Source organism: Micromonospora sp. CA-111912, assembly GCF_050948415.1.
In the GTDB taxonomy this organism is placed as follows: Bacteria; Actinomycetota; Actinomycetes; order Mycobacteriales; family Micromonosporaceae; genus Micromonospora.
In genome coordinates this window covers 5,051,989-5,070,785 of sequence record NZ_CP192007.1, presented here as the reverse complement: position 1 = coordinate 5,070,785, position 18,797 = coordinate 5,051,989, and the positions used below count along the sequence as shown (strand labels likewise).

Annotated in this window: 14 protein-coding genes; 10 read left to right on the top strand and 4 right to left on the bottom strand. The window is 72.5% G+C overall.

What is annotated here, in order from left to right:
- Window positions 1–65: 65 nt before the first annotated feature.
- The 4 genes from ACQPZO_RS20840 (at window position 66) to ACQPZO_RS20825 (ending at window position 4,122) form a co-directional block, all read left to right on the top strand.
- Window positions 66–2,630, top strand: coding sequence for a nitrate- and nitrite sensing domain-containing protein (locus ACQPZO_RS20840; protein WP_433343275.1), 2,565 nt, complete (start codon window positions 66–68; stop codon window positions 2,628–2,630).
- Window positions 2,631–2,718: 88 nt separating this feature from the next.
- Window positions 2,719–3,141 carry a roadblock/LC7 domain-containing protein gene (locus tag ACQPZO_RS20835; protein ID WP_350888154.1) on the top strand — a complete coding sequence of 141 codons (423 nt, stop codon included), beginning with the start codon at window positions 2,719–2,721 and terminating at the stop codon, window positions 3,139–3,141.
- A 5-nt stretch (window positions 3,142–3,146) separates the two neighbouring features.
- Entirely contained in the window at window positions 3,147–3,533 is a 387-nt protein-coding gene (locus ACQPZO_RS20830) for a DUF742 domain-containing protein (RefSeq protein WP_433343273.1), read from the top strand.
- On the top strand, window positions 3,514–4,122 hold the full coding sequence (locus tag ACQPZO_RS20825) for a GTP-binding protein (protein ID WP_350888155.1): 609 nt from the start codon (window positions 3,514–3,516) through the stop codon (window positions 4,120–4,122). The genes ACQPZO_RS20830 and ACQPZO_RS20825 overlap by 20 nt, the downstream gene beginning before the upstream one ends.
- Before the next feature lie 98 nt (window positions 4,123–4,220).
- Here ACQPZO_RS20825 and ACQPZO_RS20820 read toward each other — a convergent pair whose 3' ends face one another.
- Window positions 4,221–7,073 (bottom strand): aconitate hydratase, encoded by a 2,853-nt coding sequence (locus ACQPZO_RS20820; protein ID WP_433343271.1) that lies wholly within the window; start codon window positions 7,071–7,073, stop codon window positions 4,221–4,223.
- 159 nt (window positions 7,074–7,232) lie between these two features.
- On the opposite strand from ACQPZO_RS20820, the gene ACQPZO_RS20815 reads away from it, so the two are divergent.
- Together ACQPZO_RS20815 and ACQPZO_RS20810 are read left to right on the top strand one after the other, a co-directional pair.
- A complete protein-coding gene (locus tag ACQPZO_RS20815; protein ID WP_433343270.1) occupies window positions 7,233–7,379 on the top strand; it encodes a hypothetical protein in 147 nt (48 codons plus the stop codon).
- Between the two features lie 101 nt (window positions 7,380–7,480).
- Complete coding sequence (locus tag ACQPZO_RS20810; RefSeq protein ID WP_433343268.1) at window positions 7,481–8,146, top strand: DedA family protein; 666 nt, start codon at window positions 7,481–7,483, stop codon at window positions 8,144–8,146.
- Window positions 8,147–8,231: 85 nt separating this feature from the next.
- On the opposite strand, the gene ACQPZO_RS20805 is transcribed toward ACQPZO_RS20810, so the two are convergent.
- Window positions 8,232–8,894 carry a C39 family peptidase gene (locus ACQPZO_RS20805; protein ID WP_433343267.1) on the bottom strand — a complete coding sequence of 221 codons (663 nt, stop codon included), beginning with the start codon at window positions 8,892–8,894 and terminating at the stop codon, window positions 8,232–8,234.
- Window positions 8,895–9,777: 883 nt separating this feature from the next.
- Between ACQPZO_RS20805 and ACQPZO_RS20800 the strand changes: the two genes are divergently transcribed.
- Window positions 9,778–10,392: a hypothetical protein gene (locus ACQPZO_RS20800; RefSeq protein WP_433343265.1), complete on the top strand. Its 615-nt coding sequence runs from the start codon at window positions 9,778–9,780 to the stop codon at window positions 10,390–10,392.
- 146 nt (window positions 10,393–10,538) lie between these two features.
- On the opposite strand, the gene ACQPZO_RS20795 is transcribed toward ACQPZO_RS20800, so the two are convergent.
- Window positions 10,539–11,153 carry a GNAT family N-acetyltransferase gene (locus ACQPZO_RS20795; protein WP_433351124.1) on the bottom strand — a complete coding sequence of 205 codons (615 nt, stop codon included), beginning with the start codon at window positions 11,151–11,153 and terminating at the stop codon, window positions 10,539–10,541.
- A 365-nt stretch (window positions 11,154–11,518) separates the two neighbouring features.
- Window positions 11,519–11,698, bottom strand: coding sequence for a hypothetical protein (locus tag ACQPZO_RS20790; protein WP_405116861.1), 180 nt, complete (start codon window positions 11,696–11,698; stop codon window positions 11,519–11,521).
- A 69-nt stretch (window positions 11,699–11,767) separates the two neighbouring features.
- On the opposite strand from ACQPZO_RS20790, the gene ACQPZO_RS20785 reads away from it, so the two are divergent.
- From ACQPZO_RS20785 to pulA, 3 genes are all read left to right on the top strand, one after another.
- Entirely contained in the window at window positions 11,768–12,433 is a 666-nt protein-coding gene (locus ACQPZO_RS20785) for a hypothetical protein (protein WP_433343264.1), read from the top strand.
- 78 nt (window positions 12,434–12,511) lie between these two features.
- Window positions 12,512–12,901: a hypothetical protein gene (locus tag ACQPZO_RS20780; protein ID WP_433343262.1), complete on the top strand. Its 390-nt coding sequence runs from the start codon at window positions 12,512–12,514 to the stop codon at window positions 12,899–12,901.
- Window positions 12,902–13,192: 291 nt separating this feature from the next.
- Window positions 13,193–18,694, top strand: a complete 5,502-nt coding sequence (pulA, locus tag ACQPZO_RS20775) for a pullulanase-type alpha-1,6-glucosidase (protein ID WP_433343260.1) — start codon at window positions 13,193–13,195, stop codon at window positions 18,692–18,694.
- Window positions 18,695–18,797: the final 103 nt, after the last annotated feature.

Genomic DNA, 18,797 nt, shown 5'->3' with positions numbered 1-18,797 from the left:
GGCCGACGGTGTACCGGCCACGGGCGCTCCGGCATCCCCCTCGAACACCCGGCCAGGACGGTGTGATGCGTTCCCGCAGTACGAATCTCCGTACCAAAGTCGTCGCTCTGCTGGCGTCGCTCGTCGCGCTCTGGGCCTTCGCGGCGTGGGTGACCGTGCGGGACGGGTTCAACCTCCTCGGTGTGCAGACGCTCAACGAGTCGGTGTCCGAGCCGAGCGAGACGCTGGTGCTCCAGTTGCAGCGGGAACGCCGGACATCGCTGGCGTACCTCGGGCGACCGGACGACGCGCGGCGGGAAACGCTGGGCGCGGAGCGGCGGCGCACCGACGAGCTGGCGGCGGCGTTCCGCGAGTCGTCCGGCGAATGGCTCACCGCCGTGGCCGCCAGCGACACCCTGGAACAGCGGCTCGACCTGGCCTACGGGCAGTTGTCCCGGCTGGGACAGGCCCGCTCCGAGGTGGACGCCCGTAGCGCGGACCGGGCATCCACCTTCACCGCGTACGGCAGTGTGGTGCGGTCCATCTTCGACGTCTACACGGCCCTCGGCCTGCTCGACGACGAACAGGTCGCCGAGGACACCACCGCGCTGATCGAGCTCAACCGCGCCCGCGAGCTGCTCTCCCAGGAGGACGCCCTGCTCACCGGCGTGCTCGCGGCGGGCCGGGTGACCGACGCCGAGCGGGCCCAGGTCGCCCAGATCATCGGCGCGCAGCGGTTCGCCGCCGACCTCGCGGTGAGCCGGCTGCCGGCCGCCGACCGTCAGCGGTACGACGCCATGGTCGGCGGTTCGGCGTTCGAGAAGCTGCGCGCCCTGGAGGACGGCATCCTCCAAAGCCGGGGCAGCGACCCCCGGCTGGGGTTCGAGGCCCCCGAGTGGGACGAGTCCGTGGCGCCGGCGCTGGCCCGGTGGAGCGAGGTGGTGGTCGAGGGCGGCGACGACGTCGTGGATCGGGCCGTCCCGGTCGCCGTCATGGTGGTCATCCGGCTGGTGCTCGCCACCGGCCTGGGCCTGCTCGCCGTCGTGGCGTCCATCATCGTGTCGATCACCACCGCCCGGGCGCTGCTACGGCAGCTGGAGCGGCTGCGCGAGGCGGCCTTCACGCTCGCCAACGACCAGCTGCCCAGCGTGGTCGAGCGGCTGGGCCACGGCGAGGAGGTGGACGTCGCCAAGGAGGCGCCACCGCTGGAGTTCGGCGACGACGAGGTCGGGCAGGTGGGCAAGGCGTTCAACGCGGTCCAGGAGACCGCGCTGCGCACCGCAGTCGAGCAGGCCGAGCTGCGCCGCAACGTCCGTGAGGTCTTCCTCAGCCTGGCCCGGCGCACCCAGGCCCTGGTGCACCGCCAGCTCACCCTGCTCGACGCGATGGAACGGCGCGAGCATGACGCCGAGGAGTTGGAGGACCTGTTCCGGGTCGACCACCTCGCCACCCGGATGCGGCGTAACGCCGAGAACCTGATCGTGCTCTCCGGCTCCACCCCGGGCCGGGCCTGGCGACGCAACGTTCCGATGGTCGACGTGGTGCGCGGCGCGGTCGCCGAGGTGGAGGACTACACCCGGGTCAACGTGCTGCCGCTGGGGGCGGTGTCGCTGGCCGGCCGGGCCGTCGGCGACGTCATCCACCTGCTGGCCGAGCTGATCGAGAACGGCCTGTCCTTCTCGCCCCCGCACACCACCGTCGAGGTGCGCGGCCAGATGGTGGCCAACGGCTTCGTCCTGGAGATCGAGGACCGGGGCCTCGGGATGGGCGACGATGACCTCGCCGCCGCGAACCACCGGATCGTGGACCGGTCCGAGCTGAACCTGGCCAACGCCGCCCGGCTCGGGCTGTACGTGGTCAGCAGGCTCACCGAGCGGCACGGCGTCCGGGTGCAGCTCAAGGAGTCGCCGTACGGCGGCACCACCGCGGTCGTGCTGATCCCGCCGGACATGGTCGCCGACCCGAACGGCGACGCCGTCGCCCCGGAGCGTCCCGGCCTGCCGGGGACGTCCGCCCCCCTCGCGGTGGCCCCGCCGGTCCCGACGGCCGAGAGGCCCGCCGCCCGCCCGGCCGCGCCCGTCGCGGTGGCGGAGCCCGTGACGGCCCCGGTCGCGCCGCCGGCACCGGAGCCCGCCGCGGCCGGCGGCGGACCGGCCCTGCCCACCCGCGCGCGCCCGCGCACGGCTCCGGCCACCCTGGACGCGCCGGCCGGGGAGGGCGCGGGGCTGCCGGTACGCCCGCGCCGCCCGGCCGGGCAGTCGGCGTTGGACGCGCCGACCGTGCCGGGCGGGTTCCCGATGACCGCGCCCCGGCCGGTCGCGGACGAGGCCGGCCCGCCGGCCCCGGACAGCCCGCACGCCCCGGACGCGTCGGCCGGGCTGACCCCGGCGCAGCGGACCGGCTCCGGGCTGCCGGTGCGGGTCCGGCAGGCGAACATCGTGCCCGAGCTGCGGGAGGATCCGTCCGCGCAGCAGGTGGACGACGACGAGGACACGATCCGGCCGCCGGAGCAGGTCCGCCGGATGATGAGCTCCTACCAGACCGGTACCCTCCGTGGCCGCACCGACGCGGCCCGGCTGCTCGACGGTGCCGGCGGGACCGATGGGACGGAGCCCGCCGACGGCGACGCCGGTGGGCGCGAGGCCACCTGAGGGGCGGCGCGGAGGATCCCGCACCCTTGGCGGGACGGCAGGTCCCAGACGACAACGGCGACACCAGCCGGGAAGAAGAGGACGACGAGTGGGGCAGAAGACGGCATCGAGTGCCGACCTGACGTGGTTGCTGGATGATCTGGTCGGCAGGGTGAAGCAGGCCGAACACGCTGTCGCGCTCTCCACAGACGGCCTGCTGATGGCGTCGTCGCGGGAGCTGGGCCGGGACGACGGCGAGCACCTCGCGGCGATGGCGGCCGGGATCCAGAGCCTGGCCCGGGGCGCGGGGAAGCGGTTCGGTGGCGGGCAGGTGCAGCAGACCATCATCGAGATGCAGTCGTCCTTCCTCTTCGTCACAGCCGCCGGCCGCAACGCCTGCCTCGCGGTGCTGGCCTCCGAGGACGCCGACGTCGGTCTCATCGCGTACGAGATGGCCATGCTGGTCACCCGGGTGGGCAAGTACGTGGCCTCCCCGACCCGGCTCCCCGAGCCGCCGGTCGGCGAGAAGTAGCCGCGATGACGGCCCCAGGGGAGTCCACGGAGGAACAGTGGGTCGACGACCACGCAGGCCCGGTGGTCCGCCCGTACGCGGTGACGCGCGGCCGGGCCCGGCCGGTCACCGGCACGTTCGACCTGATCTCCCTGGTGACGGCCACCCGCGTGGAGGCGTCACCGGAGGTCGGGCTGGGCCCCGAGCACCTGGCCATCGTCGCGCTCTGCCAGCGGATCCAGTCCGTCGCCGAGGTCGCCGCCCACCTGGACCTGCCGGTGGGCACCATCCGGGTCCTGCTCGGCGACCTGGTGGCCCGTGACCTGGTCGAGGTGCGCGAGCCCCGGGTCACCGTGGGCCTTCCCGACGACAGCATTTTCGAGGCGGTTATCAATGGACTACGGGCACTCTGAGCGGCCGGCGGGAGCCGTGCCGCTGCCCACCGCGATCAAGATCCTGATCGCGGGCGGTTTCGGCGTCGGCAAGACCACCATGGTCGGCGCGGTGAGCGAGACTCGGCCGCTGCGCACCGAGGAGGTGCTGACCGAGACCGGGGTCGGGATCGACGATCTGTCGGGGGTGGAGGGCAAGACCACCACCACGGTGGCGATGGACTTCGGCCGGATCACCATCAGCGACGACCTGGTCCTCTACCTGTTCGGCACGCCCGGGCAGGACCGCTTCTGGTTCGTCTGGGACGAGTTGGCGCTCGGCGCGCTCGGCGCGGTGGTGCTCGCCGACACCCGCAGACTGGCCGACTGCTTCCCCTCGATCGACTACTTCGAGGGGCGCGGCACCCCGTTCGTGGTGGCGGTCAACTGCTTCGAGGGGGCCCGCCAGTACCGGCTGGACGAGGTACAGGCCGCGCTCAACCTCGACCCGGGGGTGCCGGTGCTGCTCTGTGACGCCCGGCAGCGGGAGTCGAGCAAGGAGGTGCTCATCACGCTGATGGAGCACGCCATGAAGACCCGCGACGCCCGCCGCGCCGCGTCGGCCGAGTAGTTCAGCTCCGGCCGGCGCGTGTCGCCGGCAGCCACTCCGTTCCACGACGAGGGGCCCCTGCCGCTGCGGCAGAGGCCCCTCGTCGTGCGGGTACGGGTCTAGTTGGCGATCATGCGGCGCAGGACGTACTGCAGGATGCCACCGTGGCGGTAGTAGTCCGCCTCACCGGGAGTGTCGATCCGGAGCACGGCGTCGAACTCGACGCCGGTGTCGGTGGTGACCTTCACGGTGCGTGGGGTCTCGCCGTCGTTCAGCGCGGTCACGCCGGTGATCGAGAAGGTCTCGGCACCGGTGAGGCCGAGTGACTCGGCGGTGCAGTCGACCGGGAACTGCAACGGCAGGACGCCCATGCCGATCAGGTTCGAGCGGTGGATCCGCTCGTACGACTCGGCGATGACCGCCCGGACGCCGAGCAGCATGGTGCCCTTGGCCGCCCAGTCCCGCGACGAGCCGGAGCCGTACTCCTTGCCGGCCAGGATGACCAGCGGCACGCCCGCCTCCTGGTAGGCGGTGGAGGCGTCGTAGATCGAGGTCTGCTCGCCGGTCAGGTGGTTGACCGTGAAGCCGCCCTCCACACCCGGGACGAGCTGGTTGCGCAGCCGGATGTTGGCGAACGTGCCCCGGATCATCACCTCGTGGTTGCCCCGGCGCGAGCCGTACGAGTTGAACTCGTGACGCGGCACGCCGTGCTCGGCGAGGTACGTCCCGGCGGGGGAGTCGGCCTTGATCGAGCCGGCCGGGGAGATGTGGTCGGTGGTCACCGAGTCGCCCAGCTTGGCCAGCACCCGGGCGTTGGCGATGTCGACGACCGCCTTCGGCTTCCGCTCCATGCCCTCGAAGTACGGGGGCTTGCGGACGTAGGTGCTCTCGCCCTCCCAGGCGAAGGTGTCGCCGGTCGGGGTCGGCAGCGACTGCCAGCGCTCGTCACCGGCGAACACGTCCGCGTACGCCGCGCTGAACCCGGTCGCGCCGATCGCCTGGGCGATGACGTCCTGGATCTCGGCGCTGTTCGGCCAGATGTCGCGCAGGAAGACCGGGTCGCCCTGGCTGTCCTCGCCGATCGGCTCGTTGGCCAGGTCGATGTCCATGGTGCCGGCGAGCGCGTACGCGACCACCAGCGGCGGGGACGCCAGGTAGTTCATCTTGACGTCCGGGTTGATCCGGCCCTCGAAGTTCCGGTTGCCCGACAGCACCGAGACGACGGCGAGGTCGGCCTCGTTGACGGCGGCGGAGACCTCCTCCGGCAGCGGGCCGGAGTTGCCGATACAGGTGGTGCAGCCGTAGCCGACCAGGTTGAAGCCGAGCTTCTCCAGGTACGGCGTGAGGCCGGCGCGGTCGTAGTAGTCCATGACGACCTTGGAGCCCGGCGCCAGCGTGGTCTTCACCCACGGCTTGCGGGACAGGCCCTTGTCGACCGCGTTGCGGGCCAGCAGCGCCGCGCCGATCATCACCTGCGGGTTCGAGGTGTTGGTGCAGGAGGTGATCGCGGCGATCACCACGGCGCCGTGGTCCAGCTCGTAGGAGACGCCGTCGGGGCTGGTGACCTGGATCGGGTTGCTGGCCCGGCCACCCGAGCCCACGGCGGCGGTCTCCAGGTCGCGCGGCTCGTCGGCCGGGTCGCTGAACTCGTTGGCCGGCGGGTCGCTGGCCGGGAACGACTCGGCGCTGGCCTCGTCGGCCGGGCCGTTGGCGCCCCGGGGGAGCTGCTCGCGGGCGACGCCCGGCTTGAGGTCCCGCTCGCCGGCGGAGTCGTCGGCCACGTAGTCGGTCAGCGCGGAGCGGAACAGGGTCTTGGCGCTGCCCAGCGGCACCCGGTCCTGCGGGCGCTTCGGGCCGGCGAGGGACGGCTCGATGGTGCCCAGGTCGAGTTCCAGCCGCTCGGAGTACTCCGGCTCGGCGGCCGGGTCGTGCCAGAGGCCCTGCTCCTTGGCGTACGCCTCGACGAGCGCGACCTGCTGCGGGTCCCGGCCGGTCAGCTCCAGGTAGCGGATCGTCTCGGCGTCGATCGGGAAGATCGCCACGGTGGAGCCGTACTCCGGGGACATGTTGCCGATGGTGGCCCGGTTGGCCAGCGGCACCGCGCTGACGCCGGGGCCGTAGAACTCGACGAACTTGCCGACCACGCCGTGCTTGCGCAGCATCTCGGTGATGGTGAGCACCAGGTCGGTGGCGGTGGTGCCGGCCGGCATCTCGCCGTGCAGCTTGAAGCCGACGACCCGGGGGATCAGCATGCTGACCGGCTGGCCGAGCATCGCGGCCTCGGCCTCGATGCCGCCGACGCCCCAGCCGAGCACACCCAGGCCGTTGACCATCGTGGTGTGCGAGTCGGTGCCGACCACGGTGTCCGGGTACGCCTGGCCGTTGCGCTCCATGATCGTACGGGCCAGGTACTCGATGTTGACCTGGTGCACGATGCCGGTGCCCGGCGGGACGACCTTGAACTCGTTGAACGCGCTCTGGCCCCAGCGCAGGAACTGGTAGCGCTCCTTGTTGCGCTCGTACTCCAGCTCGACGTTGCGCTCGAAGGCGTCCGCGCGGCCGAACAGGTCGGCGATGACCGAGTGGTCGATGACCAGCTCGGCCGGGGCGAGCGGGTTGACCTTGGTGGCGTCGCCGCCGAGGTCGCGGACCGCCTCGCGCATGGTGGCCAGGTCGACCACGCAGGGCACGCCGGTGAAGTCCTGCATGAGCACCCGCGCCGGGGTGAACTGGATCTCCACGCTCGGGTCGGCCGTCGCGTCCCAGCTGCCGAGCTGGCGGATGTGGTCGGCGGTGATGTTCGCGCCGTCCTCGGTCCGCAGCAGGTTCTCCAGCAGGACCTTCAGGCTGTATGGCAGCCGCTCCTGCCCCTCCACCTTACTGATCTTGAAAATCTCGTAGCTCGCGTCTCCGACGCGTAGCTGGGTCTTCGCACCGAAGGTGTCGAGGCTCGCCACGTCGTACTCCTTCACACCAGCGACCGTGAGTAGTCCTGAGCAGTCTTTCGCACCGTCCGGGACGACGCCCCGGTTAGGTGACACTTACCGTGATTCCCGCTTCCTACAAAACCGTACGTCCGTCTTGCTATCGGCGCAACCTCGTGCCAGGCTCCGGGACGAGGAGGTGCCACCATGATCCATCACGTTCTGCTCGCCTGCCCACCCGGCTCCGAGGCCGCCTCCCGGGCGTTCTACGGCGGGCTGCTCGGCATGACCGAGAAGCCCAACCCCACCGAGGACGCCCACGGCAACCGGCTGGAGTTCGTCACCCCGCTCTGACCAGCCGCCGGGCCGCACGAGCGGGTGGTGCCGGCGGCGAGGGGCCGCGGTGCCCCGACGGCGCGGGTAGGGTTCGAGGCCCGGACCTGAGAGGGGGGGCCGTGATCGATGTGTCGCACTGGCTGTCCGCTCTGCCCCCGGTCGCGGTCTACCTGATCGTCGCCGGGGTGATCGGCGTGGAGAGCATGGGCGTCCCGCTGCCTGGCGAGATCGTCCTGGTCAGCTCCGCCCTGCTCGCGGCCGCCGGCGTGGTCGAGCCGGAGTGGGTGGCCATCGCCGCGGCCTTCGGCGCCATCGCGGGCGACTCGATCGGGTACGCGGTGGGCCGCCGGGGCGGCCGTCCGCTGCTGGCCCGGCTGGGCCGACGCTTCCCCAAACATCTCGGCCCCGCACACCTCGCCCGCGCCGAACAGAGCTTCGCCCGGCACGGGGTGTGGGCGGTCTTCTTCGGCCGGTTCGTGGCGCTGCTGCGGATCCTCGCCGGCCCCCTGGCCGGTGCGCTGCACGTGCCGTACCGCCGGTTCCTGCTGGCCAACGCGGCCGGCGGCCTGGTCTGGGCCTTTGGCACCACCTACCTGCTGTACAGCGTCGGCCGGGCCGCCGAGCACTGGCTCAAGGACATCTCCTGGGCCGGGCTGGTCCTCGCGGTGCTCGCCGGCCTGGGCAGCACCTGGTGGCTGCGGCGGCGGGCCCGACGGCTGGAGCCGGTGGGGCCGGCCGACGCGGACGACGCCGCCGAGCCGGTCCGCGCGGGCACCGACCGCTGACCCCTGGGGGTGCCACCCCACGTCCTTCTCGTACGACGAAAGGGCCGACCCCGTGGTGGGGTCGGCCCTTGTCGTTGTGGGTGGGTCAGGAGGTGGCGTAGCCGCGGGTGGCGATCCAGTCGGCAAGGTTGTCGACCGTGATGTCGTAGCTGGCCTGGGCGGGGTTCGCGGAGTCGGCGATCTTCACCGTCCGGCCGTCGTCGCGGTAACCCACGACGCTGATGTAGTGGCCACCCTCGAAGGAGTGCACCACCCCGTCGGTGTCCGTGGCCGTGCCGGCGATGTTGGCCACCACAGCCCGGCCGCTGTCCACCGTACGGACGACATCGGCACGCAGCTTGTCGGTCTGCCCATCATCAGCCTTACCCGTCTTGATCTCGACGCTGCGGTACGCGTCGCCCTTACCGGTCTCCTTGTTCAACACCGGCGTGATGTCGTTGATCGAATCGGTGCCGTCCTCGGTCGTGCCCATCTCCTCGGCCATGGCATCCACGCTGATGGCCTTGCCCTGCACCGACAGCGCATTACGGGCAGCGGCCGGCCCACAGAAGTAGAAGTTCGGCTGCGCCTCGTACCGCACGTCGAGCTGCCGCTCACCGGCCGGCTTACGGTCGGCCTGCACCGACGCGGCGGGGGCCTTAGCGGCGGGGGCGGCGTGGGCGGCGACGGCGGGAGCGGCGATCCCACCAGCGGTGGCGGCGAGAACACCAGCGGTCAGAGCGGTCCTACGGATCAGATCGGTACGCATGATGGCGTGCTCCTCTGGTCGGGGGACACACGGCAACACCCGCCATGAAACGACGCATGCAACCGCGAAAGGGGAAATCAGATCGGGAGGACAACCACGGCGGCACGGGGGAACTGACCTGCTCGCGTTGTCCGAAGGGTGTAACCATCCCGGCCGGCCCCGCATTCCACACACGGCCCCGGTCCCGAGAGCTGCCCCGGGCCGGTCTCGCCCGGGTGAACCATGTACAACGCCCCCGACCCCCCACCGATTCCACCACCACAGTGACCCCGACCACCGGACACCCCACCCCAAACCACCCACCACCCCGCCGATCAAGAGGCTCACGTCAACCGGACGGCACAACCCGACACAAACCTCTTGATCACCAGGTCACCGCCATCGGCGCGTTCACCATCCAGCCCGCCGCCCCGCTACAAAAACCGACGAACAAAGGGTTCAGGTCGTCTTCGGCCGCCTCGACGGCCCGCGCGGCTCAACGAGCAGGTCGTGGTGCTCCTCGGTCAGCTGACCGAGGAGCACCACCGGTTGGCCGTCCAGCGAACCATTCTCGGCGATACCACGCCGGCCAAGGGGGCCAGCCCGTACCCGGCCCCCCCGGACGGGCGGGTGATCCTCTCGCTCCGCAAGGACCTCGTCGGACTCATGGAGGGAGAGGATCTTCCGGGCGCGGAAGCCGTCACGGTGATCGACCAGTGGCTCGCGTCCATGGGCGTCCCGCTGTCCGACACGAACTGCCCGCGCGGGGGCGGGCCGATGTCGGCCCGCCCCCGTACCCTCACACCCATCCCGATCCAACAGGAGCCCGAGTGGAAGCCAAGCAACGCAGCCGGATGTTCATGGCGATCATCGAGGCGAAGGCCGCAATCAACCGGGGTCGGCCGTGACCCACGGGAGGAACTTTGGCCTGCTCACCACGTTCGAGGAGGCCCGAGAGGCCAACCCGTACGAGCTGGCACGGCATTGGTCCGACGTGTCGTCCTTGGCCAAGTTTTCGGGGTTCGAGACGCGGCACCTCGCCTACGACATCGACGAGCTGGCCACGATGGCGGCGCTGGGTAAGTGCCTGGTCCAGTGGCTCCCGATCGCGATCAATAAGGCGCTCCTCGCCGGCGGTACCGTCGGCCAGTTGGCCACCGCCGCCGGCATGTCCCCGCAGGAGCTGGCGGCAACTTGGCGGGAATGGTCGCATGGCCAGCGGTGGATGTGGGGGGAGGGGCTCATCGAGAACCGGGCCCGCGCCCACGACCGCGTCGAGGAGATCCTCGCTGTGGCGCTGGGGGAGCGCACCTGTGCTGACTGCGGCGGTGCCATCCCCACCGGCACCCCGCCGTACCCGGCGGACATGGACGGCAACGGCCGACTGTGCAGCAACTGCCAGCAGCGGGCCGGCGTCGACATGAACGACTTGGTGGAGTGCACCGACTGCCCCGCGAGACCGCTGTTCGACCGCGCCGCGATCGACCACCACCGCCATCTCACACACCGTGCCAGGTGATCCCGTGACGGCCCGCCAGGAACTGGACGCCGCGAAGCGCCGCCGCAGCCCGGAGCAGGCGCGGTGACGGCCGACGGGTTCGGCTTCCCGTCACGGCGAGGTGCCCCGCTCGCGTCTGCCGCGGCGGCTACCCGGGCGGGCGGTCGTTACACCCGCTCGCCGGCGGCCGGCCGCCGCATCGCCCAGACGTCGGGCCCGCCGTCGGGCACCCGCGCCTGGCCGGTGACCGCGAAACCGAGCCGCTGGTAGAACCGCACGTTCGGCTCCGACGAGGTCTCCAGCACGGCCGGTAGGCCGGCCCGGTCGGCCTCGGCCAGGCCCGGCCGCAGCACCCGGGCGCCCAGCCCTCGGCCCTGGTCGACGCGGCGCACGCCGACGGTGGCGAGCAGCAACGCCGGCTCGGCCGACCGCAGCGCGGCACAAGCCTCGTCGGCGGCGCGCAGCGCCGGGTACCGGTCGCCGGCCAGCTCGGCGTTGCGCGCCGCGACGCCGGCCCAGACCTCGTCCGGCACCGGCCGGTCCAGGCGCAGCCAGACCGCCACCGCCGCGGGCCGGCCGGCGGGGTCCACCGCCGCCCAGACGTCGCCGTAGGGCAGCCCGACGGCGGCGACGGTGCCGGCGAACATCGCCTCCAGCCGCTCGCGGTGCCGGTCGGCGGCCACCGTCCAGGCCATCCAGGGGTACCCGTCGAAGGCGTCGGCGAGCACGTCGGCCGCCTCGGCGATCGACTCCGGGCCGATCGGGCGTACGTCGAACTCCATACCGTCCTCCTCGCGCGCCGCCACCCGGTCGACGCAGTGCGCGATCATGCCACGCCGCCCGGGGTCGGCACCCGGGATTATCGGGCTGGCCCCTGGGTGCTCAGAGCCGGCAGAACGCCCGGTAGCGGCGGATCAGCCGCCACTGCATCAGCACCGCCGCCACGGTCAGCAGTCGAGACCGAGGTGTCGAGCATGCGGAGGGGAGTTTCGGCGGTGTCCATCATGATGCCGGCGGCGTGGGCGTTGGACCGGAGACCCGGGGCCGGAAGTGCCCGGCGCAACCTCGCGGCCGGGGTGGGCGCGCACCCCAAGGGGGTGACACGCGGTGGTGGGTGCAGCGCACCGTTGGGAAACGGGAGGAGGGCTCAGGCCGGGGTGTCGGGGCCGGTGCCGGGGGCGCTGGCCTCCGCGTGCCGGTCGCGCAGCCGGGCCCGGATCTCCTCCGGGGTGTACGCCCGCCGCCGCCGTTCCGCCCGGGCGACGACCACCCCGGTCGCGGCGACACCAGCGAGACCAGCCAGCCCGAGCACCTTCCACCACCGCATCCTTTGCCGCATCCGCTTAGGGTAGACCCCCATGAGCGAACAGAGCGCCGACGGCGCCGGGGTGAGGGTATGAGCATCAGCCTGGACGAGGCCGTGGAGTTGACCCGCACCGGCGACGTATGGGTGTTCCGGGGCCGTAGCGCGCCCGACCGCGCCATCCAGTTCACCACCAACAGCCCGGTCAACCACGTCGGCATGGCGGTGGTGCTGGACGACATGCCGCCGCTGATGTGGCACGCCGAGCTGGGCCGGTCGCTGCGGGACATGTGGACCGGCACCCACCAGCGCGGGGTGCAGCTGCACGACCTGCGAGACGCGGTCTGCGTCTGGGCCAACCGGTACGGCCAGCGGGCCTGGCTCCGGCAGCTCGAACCGTCCGCCGACGCGGAGATGGAGAAGGCGGTGCTGCGTACCGTCGCCCGCCTCGACGGCACCCCGTTCCCCTCCACCGCCCAGCTCGCCTGGCGCTGGGCGCGGGGCCGGATGCCACGGGTGCGGCTGCCCCTGCCGGCCCGGCGGGACACCCCCGGCGACGTCGCGGTACGCGACCGGGCGCTGGAGACGGCGTACTGCGCCGAGGTGGTCGCGGTGACCTACGAGGCGATGGGCCTGCTGCCGGCGGGCCGCCGGCCGAACTGGTACGACCCGGGCCGGTTCTGGAGCGGCGACGACCTCGGCCTGGCAGCCGGGGCCCAGCTCGGCGCCGAGATCGAGGTACACATCCCGCAACGCTGAGCGACGGCGGTGTCGCCCGCCGGGGTGCCGCCCCGGGGCCGGTTTGCCGGGTCGGCCGGGTGGCAATTGACAGTCCTCGTGACAGCCCCCGCCGATCTCGACGCGCTGACCGACTTCTTCGACCGGTACGGCGCCGCGCTCACCACCGGTGACGTGGCGGCCGTGGCCGGCTGCTACGCCCTGCCCGGGCTGGTGGTCGCCGACACCTACAGTTTCTCGTTCGTCTCCCCGGCCGCGGTGGCGCTCTCCTTCGTCGGCGCGGCCCCGGACTACCAGGAGCGCGAGCTGGTGGCGGCCAACGCCCTCATCGAGGATGTGCAGCGGATCTCCGCGCTGCTCATCGAGGTGGCCGTGGAGTGGGAGTTCCTGGACAGCCAGGGGCGGCGGGTGCCCGGCGAGCGCTACCGGTACCTGCTGCGCAGCACCGACAACGGCCCCGCCATCTGCACGGTCATCCGCATCGCCTGACCCCGCCGAGCCGCAAAGTTCCCGCCGGGGCCGCAGCCGGGCCCGGTAGCTGCCGGCTGCCCGCCGCCCGCGCCCGCGCCGGCCGCGCCGGCCGCGCCGTTGCCCGCGCCGCCCGCCGCCCGCCGGCCGTGATGGCCTGCCGCCCGCCGCCCGCGCCGGCCGCGATGGCGTCCACCCGTGAGCCGGCGCTTGCAAGATGTCTGCATTGTTGCGCTCTCGTTTGCAAGGTATTGCAGATCGTTTCCGCAAGGGCTAGCGTGCGGGCGAATCACGACCAGAGGAAGGCCGTCGATGAAACGATCGCCGATGTCCCGTAAGGCGTTGCTCGCCTTGGTCTCCACCCTCACCCTCGCCCTCGTCGGCACCCCCGTCGCCGCGCACCAACTCGCCGCCGAGGCCGCCCCGACCCCGACCGGCACCGACCCTCTCGCCGCCGCCGGGGCGGCGCAGTGGCGCTCCGAACCCTCCGTCGAGGCCCTGCTGAAGGCAGGCTCCGGCGACGCCCGCGCCGAGCAGTTCTACTTCGTCCTGCCGGACCGGTTCGCCAACGGCGACCCGCGCAACGACTCCGGTGGGCTCGCCGGGGACCGGCTGAAGACCGGCCTCGACCCCAAGGACAAGGGCTTCTACCACGGCGGCGACCTCAAGGGGGTGCTGGACAAGCTCGACTACATCCAGGGGCTCGGCACCACGGCGATCTGGCTCGCCCCGATCTTCAAGAACCGGCCCGTGCAGGGCGTCGGCGCGGACGTGTCGGCCGGCTACCACGGCTACTGGATCACCGACTTCACCCAGGTCGACCCGCACTTCGGCACCAATGAGGAGCTGAAGAAGCTGGTAAAGCTCTCGCACCAGCGGGGCATCAAGGTGTACCTCGACGTCATCGTCAACCACACCGCCGACGTCATCAAGTACGCCGAGGGCAAGTACGCGTACATCGACAAGAAGACCGCGCCGTACACCGACGCGCGGGGGCGGGCCTTCGAGGACAGGAACTACGCCGACGGCAGCCGGGACTTCCCGAAGGTGAACACCGGCTCCTTCCCGTACACCCCGACCTTCGACACCCCGGCCGACGCGAAGGCCAAGGTCCCGGCGTGGCTCAACGACGCCACCATGTACCACAACCGGGGCGACTCGACCTTCTCCGGCGAGAACAGCGAGTACGGCGACTTCTACGGCCTGGACGACCTGTGGACCGAGCGCCCCGAGGTGGTGCGCGGCCTGACCAAGGTCTACGGCGACTGGATCGGCGGCACCGGCGTCGACGGGTTCCGGCTGGACACCGTCAAACACACCAACCTGGAGTTCTGGCCGCAGTTCAGCCGGGGCATCCAGCGGGCCGCCGAAGCCGCCGGAAAGAAGGACTTCTTCATGTTCGGCGAGGTCTACAGTGCCGACCCGGAGATCACCTCCAGCTATGTGCGGCGCGGCGGCCTGCCGGCCACCCTCGACTTCGCGTTCCAGGAGGCGGCCCGGGGCTACACCGCCGCCGACGGCTCCGCGAAGGCGCTCGCCGACGTGTACGCCCGCGACGACCTCTACGCCTCCCGGGACACCGACGCCAACCGGCTGACCACCTTCCTCGGCAACCACGACATGGGCCGGATCGGCTCGTTCATCGCGGCCTCCGGCGGCGACGACGCCGCGCAGCTACGCCGCGACCAGCTCGCCCACCAGCTCATGTTCCTCACCCGGGGCCAGCCGGTGGTGTACTCCGGCGACGAGCAGGGCTTCACCGGCCCGGGCGGCGACAAGGACGCCCGGCAGGACATGTTCGCGTCGAAGGTGCCCGACTACCTCGACGACGACCTGATCGGGACCGACCGCACCCACGCCGGCGACCAGTTCGACCCGACGCACCCGCTCTACCGCACCATCGCCGAGCTGGGGCGGCTCCGGCAGGCCCACCCGGCGCTGCGCGACGGCGTCCAGGTCACCCGGTACGCCGCCGACGGCCCCGGCGTCTTCGCCTTCTCCCGGATCGACCCGAAGCAGCGCACCGAGTACGTCGTCGCCGTGAACAACGCCGGCACCGCGCAGACCGTCACCGTGGACACCTGGTCGGCCGGGGCGGCCTTCGCCGGGATCTACGGCGGTGCGGCGACCGCGACCGCCGGGGCCGACGGCAGGCTGACGGTGACCGTGCCGGCGCTGTCCGCAGTGGCGTACCGGGCCGGCCGGGCGATCCCGCAGGCCGACTCGAAGCCGTCGATCGGCATCACCGCCCCCGCCCCGGACGCCCCGGTGGCCACCCGTGCCGCCGTCACCGCCCAGGTCACCGGCGATCCGCTGGCCACCGTCACCGTCGCCGCCCGGGTCGCCGGCGGCAGGTGGACACTGCTGGGCAGCGCCCACCGGGCCCCGTACACTGTGCACCACGACCTGACCGGCCTGGCCGGCGGCACGAGGATCGAGTACAAGGCCGTCGTCCGCGACGGCAGGGGGCGCACCGCGAGCACCCGCTCCACCGCCACCGTCGGCACCCCGGCGCAGGGCGCGTCGCGGGACTGGGCGGTGGTGCATTACCAGCGCCCGGCCGGCGGGTACGACGACTGGGGCCTGTACGCCTGGGGCGACATCGACCCCGGGTACGCCACCGAGTGGCCGAAGGGGCAGCCGTTCGCCGGTGAGGACTCGTTCGGCCGGTTCGCCTGGGTGAAGCTGAAGCCGGGCGCGAAGTCGGTCGGCTTCCTGGTCGTCGACTCCGACGGGAACAAGGACGTCGCCAACGACCGGACCATCGACGTCACGCGGACCGGCGAGGTGTGGGTGAAACAGGGCGACGCCGCGCTCTACCCCACCCGGCAGGCGGCCACCGGCGAGCCGGACCCGCCGGTCGACGAGGGCACCGCACTGATCCACTACCGCCGGGCCGACAACAACTACGACGGCTGGGGCCTGCACCTGTGGGACGGCGCGGCCAACCCGACCGAGTGGTCCGCCCCGCTCAAGCCGGAGCGGACCGACGCGTTCGGCGCGGTCTTCCGGGTGCCGCTGGCGGCCGGGGCCACCGGGCTGAGCTACATCATCCACAACGGCGACGCCAAGGACCTGCCGAACGACCAGCGGCTCGACTTCGCCGCGGCAGGCCGGGAGGTGTGGCTGCTCGCCGGCACGCCGGGCCGGCTGCTGCCGTCGACCTCGTCCGGGGCGTCCAAGGACGTGGACATCACCCAGCAGAAGGCACAGTGGATCGACCGGTCCACCGTGGCCTGGCAGGCCGGTCCCACCGACGGCCGGACGTACGCCCTGGTGGCCGCCCCGGCCGGCGGGCTGAGCGTCGTCGACGGGGAGCTGTCCGGGACGTACACCACGTTGCCGCTGCGGGCGCAGCGCAACGGGCTCACCGAGGCCCAGCGCGCGAAGCACCCGCACCTGTGGGCGTACCAGGCGTTCGGCCTGGACCGGAGCGACCTGGCGAAGGTCCCGGCGGCGCTGCGCGGGCAGCTCGTGGTGACCGAGCGGGACGCGCGGGGCGCGCTGCTCGGCGCGACCGGGGTGCAGGTCCCGGGCGTGCTCGACGACGTCTACGCCGCCGCCACCGACGCGAGGCTCGGGGCGACCTTCGCCGGCGGGGTGCCAACCCTCGCGGTGTGGGCGCCCACCGCGCGGACGGTGGCGCTGGAACTGTTCGACTCGCCGACCGCCGCGCCGCGCACCGTGTCGATGCGCCGCGACGACCGCACCGGCGTCTGGTCGGCGCGCGGCGAGCGGGGCTGGAAAGGGAAGTACTACCGGTACCGGGTCGAGGCCTGGCAGCCGGCGGCGCAGAAGGTGGTCACCGCCTCGGTGACCGACCCGTACTCGGTGGCGCTCGCGCCGGACTCCACGCACAGCCAGGTCGTCGACCTGGCCGACCCGGCGCTGGCCCCGAAGGGGTGGGCGAACCTGCGCAAGCCCGCCGCGCCGCCCGCCGCGAAGGCGCAGGTCCAGGAGGTCTCCGTCCGGGACTTCTCCATCGCCGACAGCACCGTGCCGGCCGAGCGGCGGGGCACCTACCTCGCCTTCACCGACCCGGACACGGCCGGGATGAGGCACCTGAGGGCGCTCGGCGGCGCCGGGGTCGACTACCTGCACCTGCTGCCGGCGTTCGACTTCGCCACCATCCCCGAGCGCCGGGCCGACCAGCGGCAGCCGGCTTGTGACCTGGCGAAGCTGCCCCCGGACTCCGACGAGCAGCAGAAGTGCGTGGCGGCGGTGGCGGAGTCCGACGGCTACAACTGGGGGTACGACCCGCTGCACTACACCGTGCCGGAGGGCGGCTACGCCGTCGACCCGGCCGGGGCGAAGCGGACCACCGAGTTCCGCCAGATGGTCGCCGGGGTCAACGGCGCCGGCCTGCGGGTGGTCATGGACGTGGTCTACAACCACACGTCGGCATCGGGCACCGACGGCAAGTCGGTGCTCGACCAGGTGGTGCCGGGCTACTACCACCGGCTGCTCGACGACGGTACGGTCGCCAACTCGACCTGCTGCGCGAACACCGCCCCCGAGCACGCCATGATGGGCAAGCTGGTGGTCGACTCCCTGGTCACCTGGGCGAAGCAGTACAAGGTGGACGGGTTCCGGTTCGACCTGATGGGCCACCACCCGAAGGCGAACATCCTGGCCGTGCGGGCCGCCCTGGACCGGCTCACCGTCGCCCGCGACGGCGTGGACGGGCAGAAGATCCTGCTGTACGGCGAGGGGTGGAACTTCGGCGAGGTGGCCGACGACGCCCGGTTCGTGCAGGCCACCCAGGCCAACATGGCGGGGACCGGGATCGGCACGTTCAACGACCGGCTCCGTGACGCGGTGCGCGGCGGCGGGCCGTTCGACCCGAACCCGCAGGTGCAGGGCTTCGCGTCGGGCCTGTTCACCGACCCCAACGGCGACCCGGTGAACGGGTCGGCGGCCGAGCAGAAGGCCCGGCTGCTGCACGCCCACGACCTGATCAAGGTCGGGCTGACGGGCAACCTGCGCGGCTACCGGTTCACCGACTCGGCCGGCCGGCAGGTCACCGGCGGCCAGGTCGACTACAACGGCTCGCCCGCCGGCTACACCGCCGCGCCGGGGGAGGCGGTCACCTACGTCGACGCGCACGACAACGAGATCCTGTACGACGCGTTGGCGTACAAGCTGCCGCAGGCCACCTCGGCGGCGGACCGGGCCCGGATGCAGGTGCTCGCCCTCTCCACGGTGGTGATGGGCCAGGGGACCGGGTTCGTGACGGCCGGCTCGGAGCGGCTGCGCTCGAAGTCGCTGGACCGCAACTCGTTCAACTCCGGTGACTGGTTCAACCAGATCCGCTGGGACTGCGCCGAGGGCAACGGCTTCGGTGCCGGCCTCCCGCCGGCGGCGGACAACCAGGACAAGTGGCCGTACGCGAAGCCGTTGCTGGCCGATCCGTCGCTGGTGCCGGGCTGCGCGGCGATCGACCTGGCCGACGCCCGGTACGCGGAGCTGCTGCGCATCCGCGAGTCCTCGCCGGTGTTCGGGCTGGCCACCGCCGACCAGGTGCAGAAGCGGGTCGCCTTCCCGCTCTCCGGCACCGCTGAGACCCCGGGTGTGCTCACCATGACCCTCGACGCCCGCGGGCTCGACGGGAAGTGGCGGTCGGTGACCGTCGTCTTCAACGCCACCCCTGAGGCGGCGCGGCAGCGGGTCGCCGGGCTGCGCGGGGCGGACGTGGCGCTGCACCCGGTGCTGAGGGCCTCCGCCGACCCGGTGCTGCGCACGGCGTCGTTCGACCGGGGCACCGGCACCTTCACGGTGCCGGCGCGCAGCGTGGCGGTCTTCGTCCAGAGGTAGCCGCCGACCGACCGGCCCCCTTCCGCCCGTGGCGGGAGGGGGCCGGCCCGTGTCCGGCCCGTCCGCACCGGAGACGGCCGCCGGCCCCGCCCGGTGGGATCCG